Origin of the sequence: Pseudomonas pseudonitroreducens, assembly GCF_021603645.1 — a bacterium.
Classification (GTDB): domain Bacteria; phylum Pseudomonadota; class Gammaproteobacteria; order Pseudomonadales; family Pseudomonadaceae; genus Pseudomonas; species Pseudomonas pseudonitroreducens.
Map to the genome: position 1 here is coordinate 32,522 of NZ_BQHJ01000018.1, position 26,957 is coordinate 59,478.

The window sequence follows — 26,957 nt, forward strand, 5'->3', positions numbered from 1 at the left end:
CCCAACTTTGCACGCCCGGCTGTGCCGGGCGTTTTTGTTTCAAGGACTTAGACATGAATCCTGCTATCCCTCTTCAGCTTTTGGGCGGCATCAGCGCCGAAGAATTCCTCCGCGACTACTGGCAGAAGAAGCCCCTGCTGGTGCGCCAGGCCATCCCGGATTTCAAGAGCCCGCTGGACCCTGACGAACTGGCCGGCCTCGCCCTGGAAGAGATGATCGAGTCGCGCATCGTCGTCGAGCACGGCGACAGCCCCTGGGAACTGCGCCGCGGCCCGTTCCAGGAAGACACCTTCAGCCAGATGCCCGAGCGTGACTGGACCCTGCTGGTACAGGCGGTCGATCAGTTCATCCCGGAAGTCGCCGAACTGCTGGAACACTTCAAGTTCCTGCCCAGCTGGCGTATCGACGACGTGATGATCAGCTACGCCGCACCGGGCGGCGGCGTTGGCCCGCACTTCGACAATTACGACGTATTCCTGCTGCAGGGCCACGGTCATCGCCGCTGGAAAGTCGGCCAGACCTGCGACGCCAGCAGCCCGATGCTGCCGCACGCCGATCTGCGCATCCTCGCCGAATTCGAAGAGAGCGCCGAATGGGTCCTGGAGCCCGGCGACATGCTCTACCTGCCGCCGCGCGTCGCCCACTACGGCATCGCCGAAGACGACTGCATGACCTATTCGGTCGGCTTCCGCGCCCCCAGCGCCGCCGAAGTGCTGACCCACTTCACCGACTTCCTCGCGCAGTTCCTTTCCGACGAAGAACGTTACAGCGACGCCGGCATGGCCGCGATGAAAGGTGATTTCGACCAGCACCAGATCCAGCGCGACGCCCTCGACCGCCTGAAGAACCTGCTACAGGAACACATGAGCGACGAGCGCCTGCTGCTGACCTGGTTCGGCCAGTTCATGACCGAGCCGCGCTACCCGGAACTGGTGGCCGGCGAGGAGATCGAGGAAGACGACCTGACCGCCGCCATCGAGGACGGCGAGGTACTGATCCGCAACCCCAGCGCCCGCATGGCCTGGAGCGAAGTGGACGTCGGCCTGCTGCTGTTCGCCAGCGGCCAGACCGTGGTCCTGCCGGAAAAACTGCGCGACCTGCTCAAGCTGGTGTGCTCGGCGGAATCGCTGCACGAAGGGAATCTCGGCCAATGGCTGGCCGACGACGATGGGCGTAAGCTCATCGGAGAACTGATCAAACAGGGCAGTCTGGAGTTTGCCGATGAGTAGCAAGATCAGGGTTCGCGTGGCGGACTGGCAGAAGGATAATGCCGATCTGCGGCGCATTCGCGAGGCGGTATTCATCGCCGAGCAATCGGTCCCGCCGGAACTCGAATGGGACGCCGAGGATGTCGAAGCCGTGCACTTCCTGGCCTTCGAAGGCGACTACGCCATCGGTACCGCCCGCCTCCTGCCGGACGGGCATATCGGCCGGGTATCGGTGCTCAAGGACTGGCGCGGCCTGAAGGTCGGCGACCTGCTGATGCGCGCCGCCATCGAGCAGGCCGAAAGCCAGGGGCTGAAACGCCAGTTGCTGACGGCACAGGTCTACGCCATTCCCTTCTACGAACGGCTAGGCTTTCAGGTAGCCAGCGGCGAATTCCTCGACGCCGGCCTCCCCCACGTGGACATGGTGCGCGAAAGCGCCTGAGCAGCTATTCAGCAAGGAGCGACATGGATAACGCCCCGGACCAAGACGACCTCCCGGTAGAACTGCCGGACATCGAGTTTCAGTCACCGGGGCGTTTTGCCGTCCACAACCCGCCCAGCGAAGCGCTGCCGCCCGAAATACTCGAGCCGGCGCCCTTCCGCCTCGGCGAAGGCGACCAACTGCAGCGTTTCAGCAAGCCGGACGATGCACGCGCGCACGCTCTGGCGCTGATCCAGCAGGCGCGCCGCACGCTCTATATCTACACACCTGACCTCGAGCCCTGGCTGTATCACCACAGCAGCATCCAGGAAGCCTGCACCCAGTTGCTGCTGGGCAATCCGCGCAACCGCCTGATGATCCTGCTGCGCGACAGCACGCGCGCGGTGAAGGAAGGCCATCGCCTGCTCAACCTCAGCCGCCGCTTGTCCAGCTACTGCCAGATTCGCCGGATCAATCCCGACTACCCCAGCGAGGAGCACGCCTTCCTCCTGGCTGACGATTGCGGCCTGCTGCTGCGCCCGGAGCCGGGCGAATACGCCGGATACGTGCACTACAACAATGCTGGCCGCGTCCGCCAGCTGATCGCGCAATTCGAACAGACCTGGAATACCAGCGTCCTCGACCCGAACCTGCGGAGTTTCCTGATTTGAGCCGACACCCTCTTGCCCTGATGCTCGCCTGCGCGATCAGCGTCACTGCCACGGCAGCGCCGCGCACCGAGATCATTCCGCTCAACTACCGCACCGCCGAAGACGTGCTGCCGGTGGCGCAGCAGGTGCTGGGCAACGAGGGCCGGGTCACCGCCTATGGCAACCAGTTGGTGGTCAACGCCGAGCTGCCGAAGATCCGCGAGCTGCAGCAAGTAATCGAACAACTGGATACACGTCCGCACCAGCTACTGATCAGCCTCGACACCGTCGATGGCAGCCAGGGCAGCCAGAGCGGCTACTCGGTGGACGGCTCGGTCAGCGCCGGCAACGTGGAGATCCAGTCCGGCCACGGCAAAGTCAACGGCCGCGACCAGGTGCGCATCATCAACCGCTCCACCAGCAGCCGCGGCGGCGGCACCCAGCAGGTGCGCGCTACCGAGGGCTCCCCCGCATTCATCCAGGTCGGCCAGAGCCAACCGGTGACCAACGCCGGCATCGGTCCCTACGGCCAGGTCTACAGCCAGACCGAGTATCGCGACGCCAACCAGGGCATGTATGTAACGGCGAGCCTGTCCGGCAATCTCGTGCACATCACCCTGAGCACTCGCAACGACCGCTTCAACGGCAATTACCAGGGATCGATGAATACCAGCTCAGCCGACACCCGGGTCAGCGGCCCGATCGGCCAGTGGATCGAGATCGGCGGCGTCAGCGAGAGCAACCAGAGCACGCAGAGCGGCTACACCCGCCAATACAGCACCCAGGGCCGCAACGACAGCAGCCTGCGGGTGAAGGTCGAAGTGCTCGACTAATCCTTCCGTAGGTGACCTGCCAGTCCTCGTTAGACCTTCGTGTAGTAGTCCAAAAAAAACACTACAAAACGTTTGACGAACGCTCGTTTGAAAGGGCATGATGGCCTCGCTCCCGCTAACCAGAGGGCCTCAAAGCCCTTCGGACCAAGCCAGTGGCCCACCCGCCATGCAGGTCCGTGTTGTTAAGCCCACAAGGCGGATCGACGAGGTTGCGACTGGCAAGAGGTTGTCCTGAGGGACGGGGAAGCAAGCCTAAGCAACAGCACGAAGTGACGGATTCAGCCGTCCACCATCGCCCAACGGCTGCCACGAGCCGGCAAGCGATTCTGGATGTACCGCTGCAGTCACCAGTCTGTCCGCCGCGCCACCCCACTCCTCCAGCGTCATTCCTTCTTTCGGTCGCCCCTTCGCCATCCCGCGGCGAGCAACCCGCAGTCAAATCCGTTTCGATACAGGTTTTGAGTGGGTAAGTCGGTGCTCAACCAAACACATACTTTGAAGGATTGACCATGTCCGCATATCAAAACGACATCAAAGCCGTTGCCGCTCTGAAAGAGAAAACCGGTAACAGCTGGAGCGCTATCAACCCCGAGTCGGTTGCCCGTATGCGCGCTCAGAACCGCTTCAAGACTGGTCTGGACATCGCCAAGTACACTGCGGCCATCATGCGCAAGGACATGGCCGAGTATGACGCCGACAACTCCGTCTACACCCAGTCGCTGGGTTGCTGGCACGGCTTCATCGGTCAGCAGAAGCTGATCTCGATCAAGAAGCACCTGAAGACCACCAACAAGCGCTACCTCTACCTGTCCGGCTGGATGGTTGCCGCGCTGCGTTCCGACTTCGGCCCGCTGCCCGACCAGTCCATGCACGAAAAAACCGCCGTTTCCGGCCTGATCGAAGAGCTCTACACCTTCCTGCGCCAGGCTGACGCCCGTGAGCTGGACCTGCTCTTCACCGCCCTGGACAGCGCTCGTGCCGCCGGCGACAAAGCCAAACAGGACGAAATCCAGGCTCAGATCGATGGCTACGAAACCCACGTAGTACCGATCATCGCCGACATCGACGCCGGCTTCGGCAACCCGGAAGCCACCTACCTGCTGGCCAAGAAGATGATCGAAGCCGGTGCCTGCTGCATCCAGATCGAGAACCAGGTTTCCGACGAGAAGCAGTGCGGCCACCAGGACGGTAAAGTGACCGTTCCGCACGAAGACTTCCTCGCCAAGATCAACGCCGTTCGCTACGCGTTCCTCGAACTGGGCGTTGACGACGGTGTGATCGTTGCCCGTACCGACTCCCTGGGCGCCGGCCTGACCAAGCAGATCGCCGTGACCAAAGAGCCGGGCGACCTGGGCGACCAATACAACTCCTTCCTGGATTGCGAAGAAGTTTCCGCTGCCGAACTGCAGAACGGCGACGTGGTGATCAACCGCGGCGGCAAGCTGCTGCGTCCGAAGCGCCTGGCTTCCAACCTGTTCCAGTTCCGCAAGGGCACCGGCGAAGACCGTTGCGTCCTCGACTGCATCACCTCGCTGCAGAACGGCGCCGACCTGCTGTGGATCGAAACCGAGAAGCCGCACGTTGGCCAGATCAAGGGCATGGTTGACCGCATCCGCCAAGTCATCCCGAACGCCAAGCTGGTTTACAACAACAGCCCGTCGTTCAACTGGACCCTGAACTTCCGCCAGCAGGTCTTCGACGCGTTCGTTGCCGAAGGCAAGGACGTTTCCGCCTACGACCGCGCCAAGCTGATGAGCGTCGAGTACGACGAGACCGAACTGGCCCAGGTTGCCGACGAGAAGATCCGTACCTTCCAGCGCGATGGTTCCGCCCACGCCGGCATCTTCCACCACCTGATCACCCTGCCGACCTACCACACCGCCGCTCTGTCGACCGACAACCTGGCCAAAGGCTACTTCGCCGACCAGGGCATGCTGGCCTACGTGAAAGGCGTTCAGCGTCAGGAACTGCGTCAGGGCATCGCCTGCGTCAAGCACCAGAACATGGCTGGCTCGGACATCGGCGACAACCACAAAGAGTACTTCGCTGGCGAAGCTGCTCTGAAAGCCTCGGGTAAAGACAACACCATGAACCAGTTCCACTAAGAACTGGCTCACCAGCCCCTCGGGGCTGGCAGGCTCAACAAGACCCCGGCCTCGGCCGGGGTCTTGTTTTTTGCGCTTGGCCAAACCGCCAGCCGCCCGCTCTTCGCCCGCCAAGGGCAAAGCCGCATCGGTATGTCAGCCTCGGGCCTCCTCAAGACAAGCGGACAGCCCCTCCATGAACGCAACGCCCAGGCGCAATCGCCTCGCCCTCGCCGCCCATCTCATTCAGCGCCTGCCACGCCGCCTTCATGAGCCGCTGCTCAGCCGCCTGTTCTGCTCACAGGTGCGCTTCGCCGGGACGGCGGGCGTACGCATACAGCAGCTATCCCACAACAAAGTGCGCATGAGCCTGGCCAACCACCGCCGCGCTCGCAATCACATTGGCGGCGTGCACGCCGCCGCCATGGCCCTGCTGGCCGAGTCCGCCAGCGGCTGCATGGTTGGCATGAACCTGCCGGATCACAAGCTGCCGCTGATCAAGACCCTCAAGGTGGACTACCTGCGCCGGGCCCGCGGCGGCCTGCGCGCCATCGCCACGCTGCAGCCTGAACAGCGGCGCGCCATGCAGGAGCAGGACAAGGGCGAAGCACTGATCCAGGTGATCCTGCTGGACGACTCCGGCGACCAGCCGGTGCACTGCGAAATGCTCTGGGCGTGGATCACCAAGAGAAACTGAACCACCCAGCACCGGGACACCCAGGGAGTGGATGAAGGGCGCGCTCGCCGTCACTATTTGCGCGAAATAAAAAGCGCGCCGCTTATATGTAGTAAAGTTACGGATATACGACACTGCAAATGATAATACTTATCATTTATAGATCATCGATTTATTGCGAACAAATACCTCGAAAGTACTATTCGACCAAAGCCGAAGTGCCGTCACACTAGGCATTCAGAGGCGCGCAAACAGGGCGCTACGGGAAATGCAAAAGCCTTTTGCCCGAAATAGAAGCATCTGTTTGTGTTGGAAAAATTTACTTGCTGAAGGCTTTGGGCATAAAATTGGAAAGATGACCTGAACCCTTAGCTCACTATCCTTGAGTTGTCGGGTTCGCAGTAGTCGGGCGTTGCGCCCGAAACCCAAGACAATCGTTATTTGTAGGAAGGAGTATCGGCATGCCCAATCCAGCTGAACTTGCAGCTCAACACTGGGGACTCGCCGCCTTCCTTTTAGGAGTGCTGGGCCTGCTCGCCTTCATGCTAGGGGTTTCCAGCCTGCTTGGCAGTAAGGCATTTGGTCGCAGCAAGAACGAACCGTTCGAATCCGGGATCGTTCCTACCGGCAGCGCACGCCTGCGTCTGTCGGCAAAATTCTATCTGGTCGCGATGCTCTTCGTGATCTTCGACGTCGAAGCCCTCTTCCTCTTCGCCTGGTCCGTGTCCGTCCGTGAAAGCGGTTGGGCAGGTCTGATCGAGGCAACCATTTTCATAGCAATTCTGTTGGCAGGTCTTGTCTACCTGTGGCGTATCGGCGCGCTCGATTGGGCACCGGCGGCACGTCGCGCACGGCAGGCGAAGCTAAAACAATGAGGCTTTGGCGATGCAATACAAACTTACCCGGATCGATCCGGATGCGCCCAATGATCAGTACCCGATCGGCGAACGCGAAACGGTAGAAGACCCGCTCATCGAAGGGCAGGTCCACAAGAACATCTTCATGGGCAAGCTCGAGGATGTTCTCAACGGTGCGGTGAACTGGGGTCGCAAGAACTCCCTGTGGCCGTACAACTTCGGGCTGTCCTGCTGCTACGTGGAGATGACCACGGCGTTCACCGCGCCGCACGACATCGCCCGTTTCGGCGCCGAAGTGATCCGTGCATCGCCGCGCCAGGCTGACTTCATGGTCATCGCCGGCACCTGCTTCATCAAGATGGCTCCGGTCATCCAGCGCCTGTACGAGCAGATGCTGGAACCCAAGTGGGTGATCTCGATGGGGTCGTGCGCCAACTCCGGCGGCATGTACGACATCTACTCGGTCGTTCAGGGGGTCGACAAGTTCCTCCCCGTGGACGTGTACATCCCCGGCTGCCCGCCCCGTCCGGAGGCGTTCCTGCAAGGCCTGATGCTGCTGCAGGAATCCATCGGCCAGGAGCGTCGTCCGTTGTCCTGGGTTGTAGGCGATCAAGGCATCTATCGTGCCGACATGCCTGCCCAGAAGGATCTCAAGCGCGAACAGCGCATTGCGGTCACCAACCTGCGCAGCCCCGACGAAGTGTGATCCGGCCCTCCACGAGAGGCCCGTTTTCACTCCACCGTTGACCGAGTGACTTAAAGACTATGAATGCAGACTCCGCTCTGTACATCCCGCCTTACAAGGCAGACGACCAAGACATCGTCGTCGAACTGAATTCCCGCTTTGGCGCCGAAGCCTTCACCGTCCAGGCCACCCGCACCGGCATGCCGGTGCTCTGGGTTGCCCGTGAGCGCCTGATCGACGTCCTCACCTTCCTGCGCAATGTGCCCAAGCCGTACGTCATGCTCTATGACCTGCACGGTGTCGACGAGCGCCTGCGCACCCACCGTCGCGGCCTGCCGGGCGCCGACTTCAGCGTGTTCTACCACCTGATGTCGCTCGAGCGTAATAGTGACGTGATGATCAAGGTGGCCTTGTCCGAAGGCGACCTCAACCTGCCCACCGCCACCCGTATCTGGCCGAACGCCAACTGGTACGAGCGTGAGGTCTGGGACATGTACGGGATCACCTTCAATGGTCACCCGCACCTGACCCGCATGCTGATGCCGCCGACCTGGGAAGGTCACCCGCTGCGCAAGGATTACCCGGCGCGCGCCACCGAGTTCGATCCCTACGCGCTGTCCGCTGCCAAGCAGGACCTCGAGCAGGAAGCCCTGCGCTTCAAGCCCGAAGACTGGGGCATGAAGCGCCATGGCGAGAACGAGGACTTCATGTTCCTCAACCTCGGCCCGAACCACCCGTCCGCTCACGGTGCATTCCGCATCATCCTGCAGCTGGACGGTGAAGAGATCCTCGATTGCGTTCCGGAAATCGGCTACCACCACCGTGGCGCCGAGAAGATGGCAGAGCGCCAGTCCTGGCACAGCTTCATTCCGTACACCGACCGTATCGACTACCTCGGCGGCGTGATGAACAACCTGCCGTACGTGCTCTCGGTCGAGAAGCTCGCCGGCATCAAGGTGCCGCAGCGGGTCGACGTCATCCGCATCATGATGTCGGAGTTCTTCCGCATCCTGAACCACCTGCTCTACCTGGGTACCTATATCCAGGACGTGGGTGCGATGACCCCGGTGTTCTTCACCTTCACCGACCGCCAGCGCGCCTACAAGGTCGTCGAAGCCATCACCGGCTTCCGCCTGCACCCGGCCTGGTACCGCATCGGCGGCGTAGCACACGACCTGCCGCGCGGCTGGGACAAGCTGGTCCGCGAATTCCTCGACTGGATGCCCAAGCGCCTGGACGAGTACGAAACCGCTGCCCTGAAGAACAGCATCCTGCGTGGCCGTACCATCGGCGTCGCGGCGTACAACACCAAGGAAGCGCTGGAATGGGGCACCACCGGCGCCGGCCTGCGCGCCACCGGCTGCGACTTCGACCTGCGTAAAGCGCGCCCCTACTCCGGCTACGAGAACTTCGAGTTCGAAGTGCCGCTGGCGGCCAACGGCGACGCCTACGACCGCTGCATGGTCAAGATGGGTGAAATGCGCCAGAGCCTGCGCATCATCGAGCAGTGCCTGAAGAACATGCCCGAAGGCCCGTACAAGGCCGACCACCCGCTGACCACGCCGCCGCCCAAAGAGCGCACGCTGCAGCACATCGAGACCCTGATCACCCACTTCCTGCAGGTTTCCTGGGGCCCGGTCATGCCGGCCAACGAAGCCTTCCAGATGGTGGAAGCGACCAAGGGCATCAACAGCTACTACCTGACGAGCGATGGCAGCACCATGAGCTACCGGACCCGAATCCGGACGCCCAGCTTCGCGCACCTGCAGCAGATTCCGTCGGTGATCAACGGCAGCATGATCGCTGACCTGATCGCCTATCTGGGCAGTATCGACTTCGTTATGGCCGACGTGGACCGCTGATCATGAGTACCCTTATCCAGACTGATCGTTTCGAACTCAGCGAAACCGAGCGCTCGGCCATCGAGCACGAAATGCATCACTACGAGGACTCCCGTGCGGCGTCCATCGAAGCCCTGAAGATCGTCCAGAAGCAGCGCGGCTGGGTACCGGACGGCGCCATCCCGGCGATCGCCGACATCCTCGGCATCCCCGACAGTGACGTCGAAGGCGTGGCTACCTTCTATAGCCAGATCTTCCGCCAGCCGGTCGGTCGCCACATCATCCGCGTCTGCGACAGCATGGTCTGCTACATCGGCGGCCACGAGTCCGTGGTTAGCGAGATCCAGAAGCAGCTGGGCATCGGCCTCGGCCAGACCACCGCCGACGGCCGCTTCACCCTGCTGCCGGTGTGCTGCCTGGGCAACTGCGACAAGGCCCCGGCGATGATGATCGACGACGACACCTTCGGCGACCTGCGTCCCGACGGCGTCGCCAAACTGCTGGAGGCCTACGCATGAGTCGCCTCACCTCCTACGGCACGCCCAACCGCACCGCGCGCGCGGCCGAAACCCATCCGCTGACCTGGCGCCTGCGTGACGACGGTGCCCCGGTCTGGCTGGAGGAGTACCAGTCGAAGAATGGCTACGCCGCCGCGCGCAAGGCGCTGGCGCAGATGGCCACCGACGACATCGTCCAGACCGTCAAGGACTCCGGCCTCAAGGGCCGCGGCGGTGCGGGCTTCCCCACCGGCGTGAAGTGGGGCCTGATGCCCAAGGACGAATCCCTCAACATCCGCTACCTGCTGTGCAACGCGGACGAGATGGAGCCCAACACCTGGAAGGACCGCATGCTCATGGAGCAGCTGCCGCACCTGCTGGTGGAAGGCATGCTGATCTCCGCGCGCGCCCTCAAGGCCTACCGCGGCTACATCTTCCTGCGCGGCGAGTATGTCGACGCAGCCCGTAACCTGAACCGCGCCATCGAGGAAGCCAAGGCCGCCGGCCTGCTGGGCAAGAACATCCTCGGCAGCGGCTTCGATTTCGAGCTGTTCGTCCACACCGGCGCCGGCCGCTACATCTGTGGCGAAGAGACCGCACTGATCAACTCGCTGGAAGGCCGCCGCGCCAACCCGCGCTCCAAGCCGCCCTTCCCCGCCGCCGTTGGCGTCTGGGGCAAGCCGACCTGCGTGAACAACGTCGAGACCCTGTGCAACGTACCGGCGATCGTCGAGCACGGTGTCGACTGGTACAAGGGCCTCGCTCGCCCAGGCAGCGAAGACATGGGCACCAAGCTCATGGGCTTCTCCGGCAAGGTGAAGAACCCCGGTATCTGGGAACTGCCCTTCGGCCTCCCGGCCCGCGAGCTGTTCGAGGATTACGCCGGCGGCATGCGCGACGGCTACAAGCTCAAGGCCTGGCAGCCGGGCGGCGCCGGTACCGGCTTCCTTCTGCCGGAACACCTGGATGCCCTGTTCTATGCCGGCGGCGTTGCCAAGGTTGGCACCCGTATGGGTACCGGCCTGGCCATGGCGGTGGACGACAGCGTCAACATGGTCTCGCTGCTGCGCAACATGGAAGAGTTCTTCGCCCGCGAATCCTGCGGCTGGTGCACTCCGTGCCGCGACGGCCTGCCGTGGAGCGTGAAGGTCCTGCGCGCGCTGGAGAAAGGCGAAGGTGCCCAGGGCGACCTGGAAACCCTCGAGCAGCTCGTCAACTTCCTCGGCCCCGGCAAGACCTTCTGTGCCCACGCACCGGGTGCCGTCGAGCCGCTGGGCAGCGCACTGAAGTATTTCCGTCCCGAGTTCGAAGCGGGCATTTCCCGCCAGGCTCAGGCCGTACAAGCACCGCAGACCGTCGGCGCTTGATGCTTTGATCGCCGGGCGCTGCGCCCGGCGTTGTTTCGTTGCAGTGCCGCGGCGTGCCGCCGGCCCGATGAAACCGTGATTTCTATTAGCCACGCCCGCTGACAACGGGCCAACGAAGACTTAGACCCATGGCCACGATCCACGTAGACGGCAAGACGTTAGAAGTCGACGGAGCGGACAACCTGTTGCAGGCCTGCCTCTCCCTCGGTCTCGACATCCCCTACTTCTGCTGGCACCCGGCGCTCGGAAGCGTCGGCGCATGCCGCCAGTGCGCGGTCAAGCAGTACACCGACGAGAACGACAAACGCGGTCGTCTCGTCATGTCCTGCATGACTCCCGCCACCGACAACACCTGGATTTCCATCGAAGACGAAGAGGCCAAGCAGTTCCGCGCCAGCGTCGTCGAATGGCTGATGACCAACCACCCGCACGACTGCCCGGTCTGCGAGGAAGGCGGTCACTGCCACCTGCAGGACATGACGGTGATGACCGGCCACAACCAGCGCCGGTACCGCTTCACCAAGCGCACCCACCAGAACCAGGAGCTCGGCCCGTTCATCGCCCACGAGATGAACCGCTGCATCGCCTGCTACCGCTGCGTCCGTTACTACAAGGACTACGCCGGCGGCACCGACCTGGGCGTCTATGGCGCGCATGACAACGTCTATTTCGGCCGCATCGAGGACGGTGTGCTGGAGAGCGAGTTCTCCGGCAACCTGACCGAGGTCTGCCCGACTGGCGTGTTCACCGACAAGACCCACTCCGAGCGCTACAACCGCAAGTGGGACATGCAGTTCGCCCCGAGCATCTGCCATGGCTGCTCCAGCGGCTGCAACATCAGCCCCGGCGAGCGTTACGGTGAAATCCGCCGCATCGAGAACCGCTACAACGGCTCGGTGAACCACTACTTCCTGTGCGACCGCGGCCGCTTCGGCTACGGCTACGTCAACCGCGAAGACCGCCCGCGTCAGCCGCAGCTGATGCTGAGCAAGCAGAAGCTCTCGCTGGACGGCGCCCTCGACCAGACCGCTGCCCTGCTCAAGGGCCGCAAGGTCATCGGTATCGGTTCGCCGCGCGCCAGCCTGGAAAGCAACTACGCCCTGGCCGAACTGGTCGGCGCGCAGAACTACTACAGCGGCATCTCCGCCGACGAGCTGCAACGCCTGCAGCTGGTGCTGAAAGTGATGCAGGACGGCCCGCTGCCGGTGCCGACCATCCGTGACATCGAAGACCACGACGCAGTATTCGTGCTTGGCGAAGACCTGACCCAGACCGCTGCCCGTATCGCCCTGGCCCTGCGCCAGTCGGTCAAAGGTAAGGGCGAGGACATGGCAGCCGCGATGAAGATCCAGCCGTGGCTCGACGCCGCGGTGAAGACCATCGCCCAGCACGAGATGAACCCGCTGTTCATCGCCAGCCTGGATGAAACCCGCCTGGACGACGTCGCTGCCGAGTGCGTGCACGCCGCTACCGAAGACCTGGCTCGCCTGGGCTTCGCCGTGGCCCATGCCATCGACGCGAGCGCCCCGGCCGTGGCCGGCCTCGACGCCGAAGCCGCCGCCCTGGCCCAGCGCATCGCCGATGCCCTGGTCGCCGCCAAGCGCCCGTTGGTCATCTCCGGCACCTCGCTGGGCAGCAACGCCCTGATCGAAGCCGCCGCCAACATCGCCAGCGCGCTGAAGAACCGCGAGAAGAACGGCTCCCTGAGCCTGGTCGTCCCGGAAGCCAACAGCCTGGGCCTGGCGCTCTTCGGCGGCGAGTCCGTTGAAGCCGCTCTGGAACAGCTGACCTCCGGCGCCGCCGATGCCGTGGTGATCCTGGAAAACGACCTGTACCGCCGCGCCGACGCTGCCGCTGTCGATGCCGCCCTGGCCGCCGCCAAGATCGTCGTGGTCGCCGACCACCAGCAGACCGCCACCAGCGCCAAGGCCACCGTCCTGCTGCCGGCCGCCAGCTTCGCCGAAGGCGATGGCACCCTGGTCAGCCAGGAAGGCCGCGCCCAGCGTTTCTTCCAGGTCTACGACCCGACCTACTACAACGCCGACAACCTGGTCCGCGAAGGCTGGCGCTGGCTGCACGCCCTGCACAGCACCCTCGAAGGCAAGCGCGTCGACTGGACCCAGCTGGACCACGTGATCGACGCCGTCGTCGCCGCCAAACCGCAACTGGCCGGCATCCGCGAAGCCGCGCCGAACGCCGCGTTCCGCATCAAGGGCCTGAAGCTGGCGCGCGAGCCGCACCGCTACTCCGGCCGTACCTCGATGCGCGCCAACATCAATGTCAGCGAGCCGCGTCAGCCGCAGGACATCGACTCCGCCTTCGCCTTCTCCATGGAAGGCTACGCCGGCAGCACCGAACCGCGTCAGCAGATTCCGTTCGCCTGGTCCCCGGGCTGGAACTCCCCGCAAGCCTGGAACAAGTTCCAGGACGAAGTCGGCGGCCACCTGCGCGCCGGCGATCCGGGCGTACGCCTGATCGAGGCCAAGGGCGAAGCCCTGTGGTTCAGCGAGATTCCCGCGCCGTTCCACACCGCCGCCAGCCAGTTCAAGGTGGTGCCCTTCTATCACCTGTTCGGCAGCGAGGAGAATTCCGCCAAGGCCGCCCCGGTGCAGGAGCGCATCCCGCAGACCTACGTCACCCTGGCCAAGGCCGAGGCTGATCGCCTGGGCGTCAACGAAGGCGCGATCATCCGCCTGACCGTCAAGGGCCAGGAACTGCGCCTGCCGCTGCGCGTGAGCGAAGAGCTCGGTGCCGGCCTGGTCGCCCTGCCGATCGGTCTGCAAGGCATTCCCGCCGGTGTCATCGGCGCCACGGCTGAAGGTCTGCAGGAGGCTGCACAATGAGTTTGATGAGCATGAGCTGGCTGACCCCCGCCGTCGTCGACATCATCATCGAAGTCATCAAGGCCATCGTCATCCTGCTCGCCGTGGTCGTCTGCGGCGCGCTGCTCAGCTGGGTCGAGCGTCGTCTGCTCGGCCTCTGGCAGGACCGCTACGGTCCGAACCGGGTCGGCCCCTTCGGGGCCTTCCAGCTCGGTGCCGACATGCTGAAGATGTTCTTCAAGGAAGACTGGACCCCGCCGTTCGCCGACAAGATGATCTTCACCCTCGCGCCCATGATTGCCATGGGTGCGCTGCTGGTGGCGTTCGCGGTCATCCCGATCACCCCGACCTGGGGTGTGGCGGACCTGAACATCGGCATCCTGTTCTTCTTCGCCATGGCCGGCCTGACCGTGTACGCGGTGCTGTTCGCCGGCTGGTCGAGCAACAACAAGTTCGCCCTCCTCGGCAGCCTGCGCGCCTCGGCCCAGACCATCTCCTACGAGGTGTTCCTGGCCCTGTCGCTGATGGGTATCGTCGCTCAGGTCGGTTCGTTCAGCCTGCGCGACATCGTCGATTACCAGGCCGAGCACATGTGGTTCATCATTCCGCAGTTCTTCGGTTTCATGACCTTCTTCGTCGCTGGTGTCGCCGTGACTCACCGTCACCCGTTCGACCAGCCCGAAGCCGAACAGGAACTGGCCGACGGTTACCACATCGAGTACGCCGGCATGAAATGGGGCATGTTCTTCGTCGGCGAGTACATCGGCATCGTGCTGGTGTCCGCGTTGCTGGCGACCCTGTTCTTCGGCGGCTGGCATGGCCCGTTCGGCATCCTGCCGCAGATCCCGTTCATCTGGTTCGCCCTGAAAACCGGCTTCTTCATCATGATGTTCATTCTGCTGCGGGCCTCGATTCCACGCCCGCGCTATGACCAGGTGATGGCCTTCAGCTGGAAGTTCTGCCTCCCGCTGACCCTGATCAACCTGCTGGTGACCGGCGCTGTCGTGCTGGCGACCCAGTAAGGAGTACGACCATGATCAAGTACATTTTCGACGTGGTGCACGGCACCTACACCCAGCTGCGCAGCCTGGTGATGATCTTCGGTCACGCCTTCCGCAAGCGTGACACCCTGCAGTACCCGGAAGAGCCCGTGTACCTGCCGCCGCGCTACCGTGGCCGCATCGTGCTCACCCGCGATCCCGACGGCGAGGAGCGCTGCGTTGCGTGCAACCTGTGCGCCGTGGCCTGCCCGGTTGGCTGCATCTCCCTGCAGAAGGCCGAGATGGACGATGGCCGCTGGTACCCCGAGTTCTTCCGCATCAACTTCTCCCGCTGCATCTTCTGCGGCCTGTGCGAAGAAGCCTGCCCGACCACCGCGATCCAGCTGACCCCGGATTTCGAGATGGGCGAGTTCAAGCGCCAGGACCTGGTCTACGAGAAGGAAGACCTGCTGATCTCCGGCCCCGGCAAGAACCCGGACTACAACTTCTACCGCGTTGCCGGCATGGCCATCGCCGGCAAGCCGAAAGGCGCCGCGCAGAACGAGGCCGAACCGATCAACGTCAAGAGCCTGCTGCCGTAAGGAGACGTCGCGTGGAATTCGCTTTCTACTTCGCCGCCGGCGTCGCCGTGCTGGCAACCTTCCGGGTCATCACCAACAGCAACCCGGTGCATGCCCTGCTCTACCTCATCATTTCGCTGCTCGCGGTATCGATGACCTTCTTCAGCCTCGGCGCCCCGTTCGCCGGTGCCCTGGAGATCATCGTCTACGCCGGCGCGATCATGGTGCTGTTCGTCTTCGTGGTGATGATGCTCAACCTCGGCCCGGCCATTGCCGAGCAGGAACGCAAGTGGCTCAAGCCCGGTGTCTGGATCGGCCCCGGCGCCCTGGCTGCCGTGCTGCTGGTCGAACTGCTGTGGATGCTCTCGCGCACCCCGAGCGGTATCGGCATCGGCCACACCACCGTGGACGCCAAGGCCGTGGGCATCAGCCTGTTCGGCCCGTACCTGCTGGTCGTCGAACTGGCCTCGATGCTGCTGCTGGCGGCACTGGTCGCCGCCTACCACCTCGGCCGCCACGAAGCGAAGGACTAACACCATGAATGCAATCCCTCTCGAACACGGACTGGCACTCGCCGGTGTGCTGTTCTGCTTCGGCCTGGTGGGCCTGATGGTACGACGCAATATCCTGTTCGTACTGATGAGCCTGGAAGTGATGATGAACGCCGCCGCTCTGGCCTTCGTGGTCGGTGGCGCCCGCTGGGGCCAGCCTGACGGCCAGGTGATGTTCATCCTGGTGCTCAGCCTGGCTGCGGCCGAGGCCAGCATCGGCCTGGCGATCCTGCTCCAGCTGTATCGCCGCTTCCATACCCTCGATATCGACGCTGCCAGCGAGATGCGCGGATGAACCTGCTGCCCCTTACTTTCCTGTTCCCCCTGGTCGGCTTCCTGCTGCTCTCGTTCTCCCGTGGCAAGTGGTCGGAAAATCTCTCGGCACTGGTCGGTGTCGGCTCCGTGGGCCTCGCGGCCCTCTCCGCCTTCTGGGCGATCTGGAGCTTCCACAGCAACCCGCCCGAAGGTGGCGCCTACAGCCTGGTGCTGTGGCAATGGATGAGCGTTGGCGACTTCAAGACCAACTTCACCCTGTACCTGGACGGCCTGTCGGTCACCATGCTCGGCGTGGTCACCGGCGTCGGCTTCCTGATCCACCTGTTCGCCTCCTGGTACATGCGCGGTGAAACCGGCTATTCGCGGTTCTTCGCCTACACCAACCTGTTCATCGCCAGCATGCTGTTCCTGGTGCTGGGCGATAACCTGCTGTTCATGTACTTCGGCTGGGAAGGCGTGGGCCTCTGCTCCTACCTGCTAATCGGTTTCTATTACAACCACGTACCGAACGGCAACGCAGCGCTGAAGGCCTTCATCGTGACCCGCGTGGGTGACGTGTTCTTCGCCATCGGCATGTTCATCCTGTTCCAGCACCTGGGCACGCTGAACATCCAGGAGCTGCTGGTCCTGGCTCCGCAGCACTTCGCCAAGGGCGACCTGTGGATCAACCTGGCCACCCTGATGCTGCTCGGCGGCGCCGTCGGCAAATCGGCCCAGCTGCCGCTGCAGACCTGGCTGGCCGACGCGATGGCCGGCCCGACTCCGGTCTCCGCGCTGATCCACGCCGCCACCATGGTGACCGCGGGCGTCTACCTGATCGCCCGCTGCCACGGCCTGTTCGAGCTGGCTCCGAACGTCCTGGAGCTGGTCGGCATCATCGGCGCCGTGACCCTGGTCCTGGCCGGCTTCGCCGCCCTGGTGCAGACCGACATCAAGCGCATCCTCGCCTACTCGACCATGAGCCAGATCGGCTACATGTTCCTGGCCCTGGGCGTCGGAGCCTGGGGTGGGGCGATCTTCCACCTGATGACCCACGCCTTCTTCAAAGCCCTGCTGTTCCTTGCTTCCGGTGCGGTGATCGTCGCCTGCCACCACGAGCAGAACATCTTCAAGATGGGTGGCCTGTGGAAGAAGCTGCCGCTGGCCTACGCAAGCTTCGTGGTCGGTGGCGCGGCACTGTCTGCCCTGCCCTTCCTGACCGCCGGCTTCTACTCCAAGGACGAGATCCTCTGGGAAGCCTTCGCCAGCGGTCACCAGAACCTGCTGATCGCCGGTCTGGTCGGCGCGTTCATGACCTCGCTGTACACCTTCCGCCTGATCTTCATCGCCTTCCACGGCGAAGCGAAGACCGAAGCGCACGCCGGCCATGGCGTCAGCCACTGGCTGCCGCTGGGTGTACTGATCGTGCTCTCCACCTTCATCGGCGCGCTGATCACTCCGCCGCTGGCCGGCGTCCTGCCGGAAAGCGCCGGTCATGCCGGTGGTGAAGCCAAGCACAGCCTGGAGATCGCCTCGGGCGCCATCGCCATCGCCGGTATCCTGCTCGCGGGCCTGCTCTTCCTCGGCAAGCGCCGCTTCGTCAGCGCCGTCGCCCAGAGCGCACCGGGCCGCTTCTTCGGCACCTGGTGGTACCACGCCTGGGGCTTCGACTGGCTGTACGACAAGCTGTTCGTGAAACCCTACCTGCTGATCTGCCGCCTGCTGGCCGCGGACCCGATCGACAAGACCCTGGTCCTGGTCCCGCTCACCGCCCGCGGTGGCAACAAACTCCTCAGCCTCACCGAGAACGGCCGCCTGCGTTGGTACGCCGCTTCCCTGGTGGGTGGCGCCGCGCTGCTCCTCGGCGCGCTGCTGCTGGCTTAATGAATTCACGAAAGAGATTGAGCCCGACATGATTCTGCCCTGGCTAATCCTGATCCCCTTCATCGGCGGCTTCCTTTGCTGGATCGCCGAGTACACCAGCAAGACCCTGCCTCGCTGGGTCGCCCTGGGATCGATGGTCCTCACCCTGGCGCTGAGCCTGTGGGTGTGGCACACCGGTGACTTCCAGCTGGCCCCCGCGCCGGGTGGCGAGCCGCAATGGACCCTGGAATTCAAGCTGTCCTGGATCGAGCGTTTCGGCATCAGCTTCCACCTGGCGATGGACGGCCTGTCCCTGCTGATGGTGGCGCTGACCGGCCTGCTCGGCGTGCTCTCCGTCCTCTGCTCGTGGAACGAGATCCAGCGTCGCATCGGCTTCTTCCACCTGAACCTGCTGTGGATCCTCGGCGGTGTGATCGGTGTGTTCCTCGCCGTCGACCTGTTCCTGTTCTTCTTCTTCTGGGAAATGATGCTGGTGCCGATGTACTTCCTCATCGCGCTCTGGGGTCATAGCTCCGACGACGGCAAGAAGACCCGCATCTACGCCGCTACCAAGTTCTTCATCTTCACCCAGGCCAGCGGCCTGGTGATGCTGGTGGCGATCCTCGGCCTGGTGTTCGTGCACTACAACAGCACCGGCGTGCTGACCTTCAACTATGCCGACCTGCTGAAGACGCAGCTGCCGCCGCACACCGAGTGGATCCTGATGCTCGGCTTCTTCGTCGCCTTCGCGGTGAAGATGCCGGTGGTGCCGGTGCACTCCTGGCTGCCGGACGCCCACGCCCAGGCACCGACCGCCGGCTCCGTGGACCTGGCCGGTATCCTGCTGAAGACCGCCGCCTACGGCCTGATCCGCTTCGCCCTGCCGCTGTTCCCCAACGCTTCGGCCGAGTTCGCCCCGATCGCCATGACCCTGGGTCTGATCGGCATCTTCTACGGCGCCTTCCTGTCGTTCGCGCAGACCGACATCAAGCGCCTGGTGGCCTACTCCTCCGTGTCGCACATGGGCTTCGTGATGATCGGCATCTACTCCGGCAGCCCCCAGGCGCTGCAGGGTGTGGTCGTGCAGATGATCGCCCACGGCCTCTCCGCCGCCGCGCTGTTCATCCTCTGCGGCCAGCTGTACGAGCGCCTGCACACCCGTGACATGCGCAAGATGGGCGGCCTGTGGTCGCGCATTCCGTACCTGCCGGCCGTGGCCCTGTTCTTCGCCACCGCGTCGCTGGGCCTGCCAGGCACCGGCAACTTCGTCGGCGAATTCCTGATCCTGCTGGGCAGCTTCAAGGTCGTTCCGGTGATCACCGTGATCGCCACCTTCGGCCTGGTGTTCGGCTCGGTCTACTCGCTGATCATGATCCACCGCGCGTACTTCGGCCCGGCCAAGTCCGACACCGCCATCGCCGGCCTGAACGCCCGCGAGCTGCTCATGGTGCTCGGCCTGGCGGTGCTGCTGATCGTGCTCGGCGTCTACCCGCAGCCGGTTCTCGACACCTCCGCGGCAACCATGCACGGCGTCCAGCAATGGCTGGGCTCCGCCCTCTCCACCCTGGCAGCACGGTAAGCGCGACATGACCTTCACGATTCAACACTTCATCGCGCTCCTGCCACTGCTCATCACCAGCGCCACCCTGGTGGTGGTGATGCTTGCGGTAGCCTGGAAGCGTAACCACTCGATGACCGCCACCCTCTCGGTGATCGGTCTGAACCTGGCCCTGCTGTCGATCATCCCGGTGCTGAAAGTCACCCCGATCGAAGTCACCCCGTTGCTGGTGATCGACAACTTCGCCTGCTTCTACATGGCCCTGATCCTGATCGGCGCCCTGGCCTGCACTACCCTCGCCCACGCCTACATGGAAAGCTTCCCGGGCAACCGCGAGGAACTCTACCTGCTCCTGCTGCTGTCCACCGCGGGCGGCCTGGTGCTGGTCAGTGCACAGAACCTGGCCGGCCTGTTCATCGGCCTGGAACTGCTGTCGGTGCCGGTCTACGGCATGGTCGCCTACGCCTTCTTCAACAAGCGCACCCTGGAAGCGGGCATCAAGTACACCGTACTGTCCGCTGCCGGTTCCGCGTTCCTGCTGTTCGGCATGGCCCTGCTCTACGCCGAATCCGGCAGCCTCGGGTTCTCGGCTATCGGTGCCTCGCTGGCCGAGGGCACCAGCCATGGCCCGCTACTGGCCATCGGCGTCGGCATGATGGTCGTCGGCCTGGGCTTCAAGCTGTCCCTGGCGCCGTTCCACCTGTGGACCCCGGACGTCTACGAAGGTGCTCCGGCCCCGGTAGCCACCTTCCTGGCCACCACCGCCAAGGTCGCCGTGTTCGCCGTTCTGCTGCGTCTGTTCCAGATCGCTCCGGCAGCCCTGAACAACGGCCTGCTGCATGACGCCATCGCAGTCATCGCCATCGCCTCGATCCTGATCGGCAACCTGCTGGCGCTGACCCAGAGCAACATCAAGCGCCTGCTCGGCTACTCGTCCATCGCCCACTTCGGCTACCTGCTGATCGCCCTGGTGGCGAGCAAGGGCCTGGCCGTGGAAGCCGTCGGCGTGTACCTGACCACCTACGTCGTCACCACCCTGGGCGCCTTCGGCGTGGTCACCCTGATGTCCACCCCGTACAGCGGCCGCGACGCCGACGCACTGTTCGAGTACCGCGGCCTGTTCTGGCGCCGTCCGGTGCTGACCGCGGTGATGACCGTGATGATGCTGTCCCTGGCGGGCATTCCGCTGACCGCCGGCTTCATCGGCAAGTTCTACATCGTCGCCACCGGCGTCGAGTCGCAGCACTGGTGGCTGGTCGGCTCGCTGGTACTGGGCAGCGCCATCGGCCTGTTCTACTACCTGCGCGTGATGGTGACCATGTACCTGGTCGAGCCGAACATGAAGCGCCACGACGCGCCCCTGGACTGGGCCCAGCGCGCCGGCGGCATCATGCTGGTGGCCATCGCCCTGCTCGCCTTCTTCCTCGGCGTCTACCCGCAACCGCTGCTGGACATCCTCCAGCACAGCGGCCTGGTAGCCATCGCCGGCTAAGGTCGACAGGCAATAAAAAACCCCGCTTCGGCGGGGTTTTTATTGCCTGTGATTCAAGCATCGCGACGCGGCTTTCGTAGGATGGGTGGAGCGCAGCGATACCCATGCTGATGGTTCCGGCAATCGATGGGTATCGCTTCGCTCCACGCCATCCTACAACGTGCTCAACCTTACTCTGCTGGCTTGGGCTGCTCGCCTTCACGGCCGGTGAACAGGTCCCACGACGCCATGAACAGCGCCGCGATCAGCGGGCCGATGACGAAGCCGTTGAGGCCGAACAGCGACATGCCGCCAAGGGTCGAGATCAGCACCACGTAATCCGGCATCTTGGTGTCCTTGCCGACCAGGATCGGGCGCAGGATGTTGTCCACCAGGCCGATCACCACCACGCAGAACAGTGTCAGCACCACGCCCTGCCAGATCGCACCGGTGAGCAGGAAGTAGGCCGCCACCGGCACCCAGATCAGCCCTGCGCCAATGGCCGGCAGTAGCGAGAGGAAGGCCATCAGCGCGCCCCAGAGCAGCGAGCCCTGGATGCCGAGGAACCAGAAGATCAGCCCGCCCAGCGCGCCCTGGGTCGCCGCGACGGCGATGTTGCCCTTCACCGTGGCGCGGATCACCGTGGTGAACTTGGTGAACAGGTGCTGCTTGTGCTCCCCGCTCAGCGGCACGGCCTGCTTGATGCGGCGCCCCAGGGTCGGGCCGTCGCGCAGGAGGAAGAACAGCAGGTAGAGCATGATGCCGAAGCTGATGACGAACTCGAAGGTGTTCTGGCCGATGCTGAAGGCCTTGGTGGCCACCAGTTGGCTGGCCTGCATCGCACCCGCCGAGAGCTTTTCCTGCAGGCTCGACAGATCGGCCAGGTCGAAGCGCTCCAGCAACTGGTGCGCCCAGCCCGGCAGCGCGGCGACCGCCTGCTGGTAATAGGCGATGAAGTTCAGCTCACCCGACTTCAGCCGCTGGTAGACGGTCGCCCCTTCCTGTACCAGTGCGCCGGCGATGAAGGTCACCGGAAGAATCACGATCAGGAAGCACACGGCGAGGGAAATCAGTGCAGCGAGGTTGTTGCGTCCGTTGAGTTTCACCCGCAGGCGGCGCTGCAGCGGGGCGAAGATGATCGCCAGGATGGTGCCCCAGAAGACCGCCCCGTAGAACGGCAGCAGAATCCAGCCGAAGGCGAGTGTCACCACCAGCAGCAGGGCGAGGAACGTCCGGTATTCCAGTTTCGATTCGAACATGAGCGGGTCCATGGATGGATAAACCTGCTCATTAGTCAGCAGTTGCCCCGCCAAGTGCAACTTTCAAAGCGAGATCGCCGTGCCAGGGCTTTCCAGGCGCTCTTTCAGAGCACCATCGCGGCCACCCAGCCGAACGCCAGCAGTGGCAGGTTGTAGTGCAGGAAGGTCGGCACCACGGTGTCCCAGATGTGGTTGTGCTGGCCATCCACGTTCAGGCCGGAAGTCGGACCGAGGGTGGAGTCCGACGCTGGCGAGCCAGCGTCACCCAGCGCTCCGGCGGTGCCCACGATGCTGACGATGGCCAGCGGGCTGAAGCCCAGATGCACCGCCAGCGGCACGAAAATCGCCGCGATGATCGGCACCGTGGAGAACGACGAACCGATGCCCATGGTCACCAGCAAGCCCACCAGCAGCATCATGAAGGCGCCCAGCGCCTTGCTGCTGCCGATCCAGCCTGCGGCGCTATCCACCAGGCTGGCGACCTGCCCGGTAGCGGTCATCACCGCGGCGAAACCCTGGGCTGCGATCATGATGAAGCCGATCATGGCCATCATCTTCATGCCTTCGGTGAACAGGTCGTCCGCCTCCTTCCAGCGCACCACCCCGGACAGCGAGAACACCAGGAAACCCACCAGCGCGCCAAGGATCATCGAGTCCAGCAGCAGTTGTACGGCGAATGCCGCCGCCACTGCGACGCCGGCCACAGCGAGGCTCATCTTGCTGTAGGGCGTGTCGACCCGCTCGGCCTGCTCGATGCGTTCCAGGTCATAGACACGCTTGCCGCGGTAGCTGAAGAGCACCGCGATCAATAGGCCGCAGAGCATACCCAGCGCCGGAATCAGCATGGCCTGGGTCACGTTGATACCCTGCACGTCGACGCCCGCGCGGGCCACGTTGGCCAGCAGGATCTGGTTCAGGAAGATGTTGCCGAAACCCACCGGCAGGAACATGTAGGGTGTGATCAGGCCGAAGGTGATGACACAGGCGATCAGCCGGCGGTCGATCTGCAGGCGCGTCAGCACATAAAGCAGCGGCGGCACCAGCAGCGGGATGAAAGCGATATGGATCGGCAGGATGTTCTGCGAGCAGATCGCCACCACCAGCAACAGGCCGACCATCATCCACTTGAAGCCATTGGAGCTGCTCGACTCCTGCCGGCCGAGCATTGCCAGGGCGCGATCGGCCAGGGCATGCGCCATTCCGGAGCGTGCGATGGCCACGGCGAATGCACCGAGCATGGCGTAAGACAGCGCCACCGTCGCACCGGCCCCCAGGCCTTCGTTGAATGCCTTGAGCGTGCCATCCATGCCCAGGCCGCCGAGCAAGCCGCCTGCTACCGCGCCGGCGATCAGCGCGACCACCACATGCACGCGACACAGGCTCAACACCAGCATCAGGCCAATGGCGATCAACACCGCATTCATTCCAGCACTCCTTCCAGGGCTCGCCGCGCCAGGGCGCGAGCAAAAGGCGCGCACTCTGCCAAAGGCTCGCCGGGGTGTCAAAATTTGAGTCGAATCAAGACGTTTCCAAGCTCGCCTGGCAGGACTTTCACGCAGACGAGCACGCTTCTTGCCTGGCTTTTCGCCGCCCGTCGGCCAGGCACGCCAGAATCGCCTGTTTTCTGGCGTTTCGCCCCGTCGCGGGTCAAGAAGATACGGGAAAGGCCGATATAGCTGGCATCCCGAGGCTTAGTTCAAACAAGGATTCCCCTCCATGCTTCTGCGCCGTCTTTCCATCCAGTGGAAGATCACCTTGCTTGCCGGGCTCTGCCTGCTCGGCGTCGTCTCGCTGCTTTCCGGGCTTTCCGTCTACCGCACCCAACACAGCACCGCGCTGGTCAAGCAATCGAGCACGCAGATGCTCGACGAAGCGGCCAAGGCCCGCCTGCAATCGCGCGGTGAAGTCCAGGCCATGCGCATTCAGCGCTACATCATGGACGCATACCAGTACGGCAAGGGCTTCTCACGGCAGGTGCTGTTCCTGCGTGACCAGGCGCAGAAGCGTTTCCTCGATGCCTACGACCTGCGCGAGGACCTGACCCGCCAGGTGAAGACCGCGCTGGAAGGCAACCCGGAACTGCTCGGACTCTACGTCGCCTTCGAACCCGATGCGCTGGACGGCAAGGACAAGCTCTTCGCCGGCCAGGGCGAACTGGGCAGCAACGACGCCGGTCGCTTCTCCATCTACTGGTCACAGGCCACGCCGGGCCACCTGGAGTCGGAAGCCATGGCCGAATCGCTGCTGCAGGACACCAGCCCTGGCCCGAGTGGCAGTGCCTACAACGCCTGGTTCACCTGCCCCAAGACCACCGGCCAGCCCTGTGTGCTCGATCCGTATTTCGACGACGTGGGCAGCAAGAAAATGCTGATGACCAGCATCGCCTTCCCGCTGGAACTGGACGGTAAGGTCATCGGCGTCATGGGCCTGGACATCAGCATGGAGAAGCTGCAGGAAATTGCCGTGGAAGGCAGCCAGGAACTCTATGACGGCCAGGGCCGCGTCAGCATCGTCAGCGCGGCTGGCCTGCTTGCCGGTCACAGTGCTGATGCCTCGAAGCTGAGCAAGAACCTCAAGGAGGTCTACCCGAAGCAGGGCGCCGACCTGCTGCAGGCCATCGCCGCCAACCATGAGCAGGTATTCCGCCAGGACGACCAGCTGCGCGTGGTCGAGCCGCTGCAACCGATCCCCGGCTCCAAGCCCTGGGGCGTGCTGCTGGAAGTCCCGCAGAACGTCCTGCTCGGGCCTGCCATCGAACTGCAGAACGAATTGGATAACCAGCGTGTGCAGGGCACCGTCTCGCAGCTGGGCTTCGGCCTGATCGCGGTGCTGATCGGCCTGTTCGCCATGTGGCTCACCGCGCGCGGCGTGACCCGGCCGATCCTCGGCGTGGCCGCCATGCTGCGCAACATCGCCAGCGGCGAAGGTGACCTGACCAAGCGCCTGGACTACGCCGGCAAGGACGAGCTGGGCGAGCTGGCCGGCTGGTTCAACCGCTTCCTCGACAAGCTGCAGCCGATCATCCGCGACGTGAAATCCTCGGTGCACGACGCCCGCGCCACCGCCGACCAATCCTCGGAAATCGCCAGCCAGACCAGTGCCGGCATGCAGCAGCAGTTCCGCGAAGTCGACCAGGTCGCCACCGCCTCGCAGGAGATGAGCGCCACCGCCCACGACGTCGCCAACAGCGCCGCCATGGCCGCCGATGCCGCCCGCGGCGCCGACGGTGCCACGCGCGACGGTCTCAACGTGATCGACAACACCACCCGCCTGATCGACGAACTGGCCAGCGACATGAGCAGTGCCATGAGCCAGGTGGAAGGTCTGGCGGCGAGCAGCGAGCAGATCGGTTCGGTGCTGGAAGTCATTCGCGGCATCGCCGAGCAGACCAACCTGCTGGCGCTCAACGCCGCCATCGAAGCCGCTCGCGCCGGTGAGGCCGGCCGCGGCTTCGCGGTGGTCGCCGACGAGGTGCGCAACCTCGCCCGGCGCACCCAGGATTCGGTGGAGGAAATCCGCCAGGTCATCGAAGGCCTGCAGAACGGCACCCGCGATGTGGTCGGCGCGATGAGCAACAGCCACCGCCAGGCGCAGGATAGCGTGAGCCAGGTGGAACAGGCCGTCGCCGCACTGAAGCGCATCGGCGATGCGGTCGGCGTGATCACCGACATGAACCTGCAGATCGCCAGCGCCGCCGAGGAACAGAGCGCGGTGGCCGAGGAGATCAACCGCAACGTGGCGGGGATTCGCGACGTCACCGAGTCGCTGTCGAGCCAGGCGCAGGAGTCGGCGCAGGTGAGCCAGTCGCTGAACAAGCTGGCGAACCATCAGCAGGGGTTGATGGATCAGTTCCGCGTGTGAGCCTGACCTCCGGAGCTCGGATTTTCCCCTCACCCCAGCCCTGGCTGCGCGCCCCGCACCTGAGGGAGAGGGGCAGCCCGTAGCGGCCGGTGAGGTCGATGCTCGTCCTGCGCCATCGCCAACCGGCTGACGCCGTTCTCTCATTGCACGCCGGACGGTCCCCTCTCCCCTTGGGAGAGGGTCAGGGTGAGGGCGGCCCCAAGCGCAGGTATATTCCGCAGGAGCGAACTCCCCCCGCGATCAGCCGATGAGTTCGGCGCCACGGCGGGTTCGCGAGCAAGCTCGCTCCTACAGTCTGGCGCTGGTGTTTCCCTGTAGGAGCGAGCTTGCTCGCGAACCGCACGGCACGGCAGCGGACGCAGTCCGCCTCCACAGAAGCCGGCCTCAGCTGACCGTCACCCCACGCGCCGCGGCAACTCCACCACCACGCGCAATCCACCCAGTTCTCGGACTTTCCCCTCACCCCAGTACTGGCTGCGCGCCCCGCATCTGGGGGGGCGAGGGAGCAGCTCGTAGCGGCCGGTGAGGTCGATGCTCGTCCTGCGCCATCGCCAACCGGCTAACGCCGAACCCGCATCGCGCGCCGGACGGTCCCCTCTCCCTCAGGGAGAGGGTTAGGGTGAGGGCGGCCCCAAGC

Annotated in this window: 22 protein-coding genes; 20 read left to right on the forward strand and 2 right to left on the reverse strand. The window is 64.1% G+C overall.

The annotated features are described in order from the left end of the window. The first annotated feature begins 53 nt into the window (after positions 1-53). From L6D89_RS31175 to nuoN, 19 genes are all read left to right on the forward strand, one after another. The gene (locus L6D89_RS31175; protein WP_236202227.1) at positions 54-1,229 is read left to right on the forward strand and encodes a ribosomal protein uL16 3-hydroxylase; all 1,176 of its coding nucleotides are present in this window, start codon (positions 54-56) and stop codon (positions 1,227-1,229) included. Then, positions 1,222-1,650: a GNAT family N-acetyltransferase gene (locus tag L6D89_RS31180; RefSeq protein ID WP_054909440.1), complete on the forward strand. Its 429-nt coding sequence runs from the start codon at positions 1,222-1,224 to the stop codon at positions 1,648-1,650. The genes L6D89_RS31175 and L6D89_RS31180 overlap by 8 nt, the downstream gene beginning before the upstream one ends. Positions 1,651-1,673: 23 nt before the next feature. Continuing rightward, on the forward strand, positions 1,674-2,300 hold the full coding sequence (locus tag L6D89_RS31185; protein ID WP_236202228.1) for a DUF7931 domain-containing protein: 627 nt from the start codon (positions 1,674-1,676) through the stop codon (positions 2,298-2,300). 20 nt (positions 2,301-2,320) lie between these two features. Further along, on the forward strand, positions 2,321-3,112 hold the full coding sequence (locus L6D89_RS31190; protein WP_236202233.1) for a secretin N-terminal domain-containing protein: 792 nt from the start codon (positions 2,321-2,323) through the stop codon (positions 3,110-3,112). A gap of 509 nt (positions 3,113-3,621) precedes the next feature. Then, a complete protein-coding gene (locus tag L6D89_RS31195; protein ID WP_192431097.1) occupies positions 3,622-5,217 on the forward strand; it encodes an isocitrate lyase in 1,596 nt (531 codons plus the stop codon). A gap of 175 nt (positions 5,218-5,392) precedes the next feature. Continuing rightward, the gene (locus L6D89_RS31200) at positions 5,393-5,893 is read left to right on the forward strand and encodes a DUF4442 domain-containing protein (protein WP_236202229.1); all 501 of its coding nucleotides are present in this window, start codon (positions 5,393-5,395) and stop codon (positions 5,891-5,893) included. Between the two features lie 440 nt (positions 5,894-6,333). Beyond that, positions 6,334-6,747: an NADH-quinone oxidoreductase subunit A gene (locus L6D89_RS31205; RefSeq protein WP_017517108.1), complete on the forward strand. Its 414-nt coding sequence runs from the start codon at positions 6,334-6,336 to the stop codon at positions 6,745-6,747. A 10-nt stretch (positions 6,748-6,757) separates the two neighbouring features. Beyond that, positions 6,758-7,435, forward strand: coding sequence for a NuoB/complex I 20 kDa subunit family protein (locus L6D89_RS31210; RefSeq protein WP_236173263.1), 678 nt, complete (start codon positions 6,758-6,760; stop codon positions 7,433-7,435). Positions 7,436-7,494: 59 nt separating this feature from the next. Continuing rightward, positions 7,495-9,276, forward strand: a complete 1,782-nt coding sequence (nuoC, locus tag L6D89_RS31215) for an NADH-quinone oxidoreductase subunit C/D (RefSeq protein ID WP_236202230.1) — start codon at positions 7,495-7,497, stop codon at positions 9,274-9,276. Further along, positions 9,273-9,773: an NADH-quinone oxidoreductase subunit NuoE gene (gene nuoE / locus L6D89_RS31220; RefSeq protein ID WP_236202234.1), complete on the forward strand. Its 501-nt coding sequence runs from the start codon at positions 9,273-9,275 to the stop codon at positions 9,771-9,773. Before nuoC ends, nuoE begins: the two co-directional genes overlap by 4 nt. After that, positions 9,770-11,119, forward strand: coding sequence for an NADH-quinone oxidoreductase subunit NuoF (gene nuoF, locus L6D89_RS31225; RefSeq protein ID WP_045214748.1), 1,350 nt, complete (start codon positions 9,770-9,772; stop codon positions 11,117-11,119). The genes nuoE and nuoF overlap by 4 nt, the downstream gene beginning before the upstream one ends. A 128-nt stretch (positions 11,120-11,247) precedes the next feature. Beyond that, a complete protein-coding gene (gene nuoG / locus L6D89_RS31230; protein ID WP_236202231.1) occupies positions 11,248-13,962 on the forward strand; it encodes an NADH-quinone oxidoreductase subunit NuoG in 2,715 nt (904 codons plus the stop codon). An 11-nt stretch (positions 13,963-13,973) separates the two neighbouring features. Further along, positions 13,974-14,963 (forward strand): NADH-quinone oxidoreductase subunit NuoH, encoded by a 990-nt coding sequence (nuoH, locus tag L6D89_RS31235; RefSeq protein WP_236173334.1) that lies wholly within the window; start codon positions 13,974-13,976, stop codon positions 14,961-14,963. 11 nt (positions 14,964-14,974) lie between these two features. After that, a complete protein-coding gene (nuoI, locus tag L6D89_RS31240; protein WP_138526508.1) occupies positions 14,975-15,523 on the forward strand; it encodes an NADH-quinone oxidoreductase subunit NuoI in 549 nt (182 codons plus the stop codon). Positions 15,524-15,534: 11 nt separating this feature from the next. Further along, positions 15,535-16,035 carry an NADH-quinone oxidoreductase subunit J gene (gene nuoJ, locus L6D89_RS31245; protein WP_017517115.1) on the forward strand — a complete coding sequence of 167 codons (501 nt, stop codon included), beginning with the start codon at positions 15,535-15,537 and terminating at the stop codon, positions 16,033-16,035. Positions 16,036-16,039: 4 nt separating this feature from the next. Next, a complete protein-coding gene (gene nuoK, locus L6D89_RS31250) occupies positions 16,040-16,348 on the forward strand; it encodes an NADH-quinone oxidoreductase subunit NuoK (RefSeq protein ID WP_017517116.1) in 309 nt (102 codons plus the stop codon). Next, a complete protein-coding gene (gene nuoL / locus L6D89_RS31255) occupies positions 16,345-18,192 on the forward strand; it encodes an NADH-quinone oxidoreductase subunit L (protein ID WP_045214735.1) in 1,848 nt (615 codons plus the stop codon). Before nuoK ends, nuoL begins: the two co-directional genes overlap by 4 nt. Before the next feature lie 28 nt (positions 18,193-18,220). After that, complete coding sequence (gene nuoM, locus L6D89_RS31260) at positions 18,221-19,750, forward strand: NADH-quinone oxidoreductase subunit M (protein ID WP_236173268.1); 1,530 nt, start codon at positions 18,221-18,223, stop codon at positions 19,748-19,750. 7 nt (positions 19,751-19,757) lie between these two features. After that, complete coding sequence (gene nuoN / locus L6D89_RS31265; protein ID WP_236202232.1) at positions 19,758-21,221, forward strand: NADH-quinone oxidoreductase subunit NuoN; 1,464 nt, start codon at positions 19,758-19,760, stop codon at positions 21,219-21,221. 170 nt (positions 21,222-21,391) lie between these two features. Here the strand turns inward: nuoN and L6D89_RS31270 are convergent, their stop codons facing one another. Together L6D89_RS31270 and L6D89_RS31275 are read right to left on the reverse strand one after the other, a co-directional pair. Beyond that, positions 21,392-22,459, reverse strand: coding sequence for an AI-2E family transporter (locus L6D89_RS31270; protein WP_236173270.1), 1,068 nt, complete (start codon positions 22,457-22,459; stop codon positions 21,392-21,394). 104 nt (positions 22,460-22,563) lie between these two features. Further along, the gene (locus tag L6D89_RS31275) at positions 22,564-23,883 is read right to left on the reverse strand and encodes a Na+/H+ antiporter family protein (RefSeq protein ID WP_236173271.1); all 1,320 of its coding nucleotides are present in this window, start codon (positions 23,881-23,883) and stop codon (positions 22,564-22,566) included. Positions 23,884-24,175: 292 nt separating this feature from the next. Here L6D89_RS31275 and L6D89_RS32950 point away from each other — a divergent pair, with 292 nt between their 5' ends. Then, positions 24,176-26,320 (forward strand): methyl-accepting chemotaxis protein, encoded by a 2,145-nt coding sequence (locus L6D89_RS32950; protein WP_236173272.1) that lies wholly within the window; start codon positions 24,176-24,178, stop codon positions 26,318-26,320. Positions 26,321-26,957: the final 637 nt, after the last annotated feature.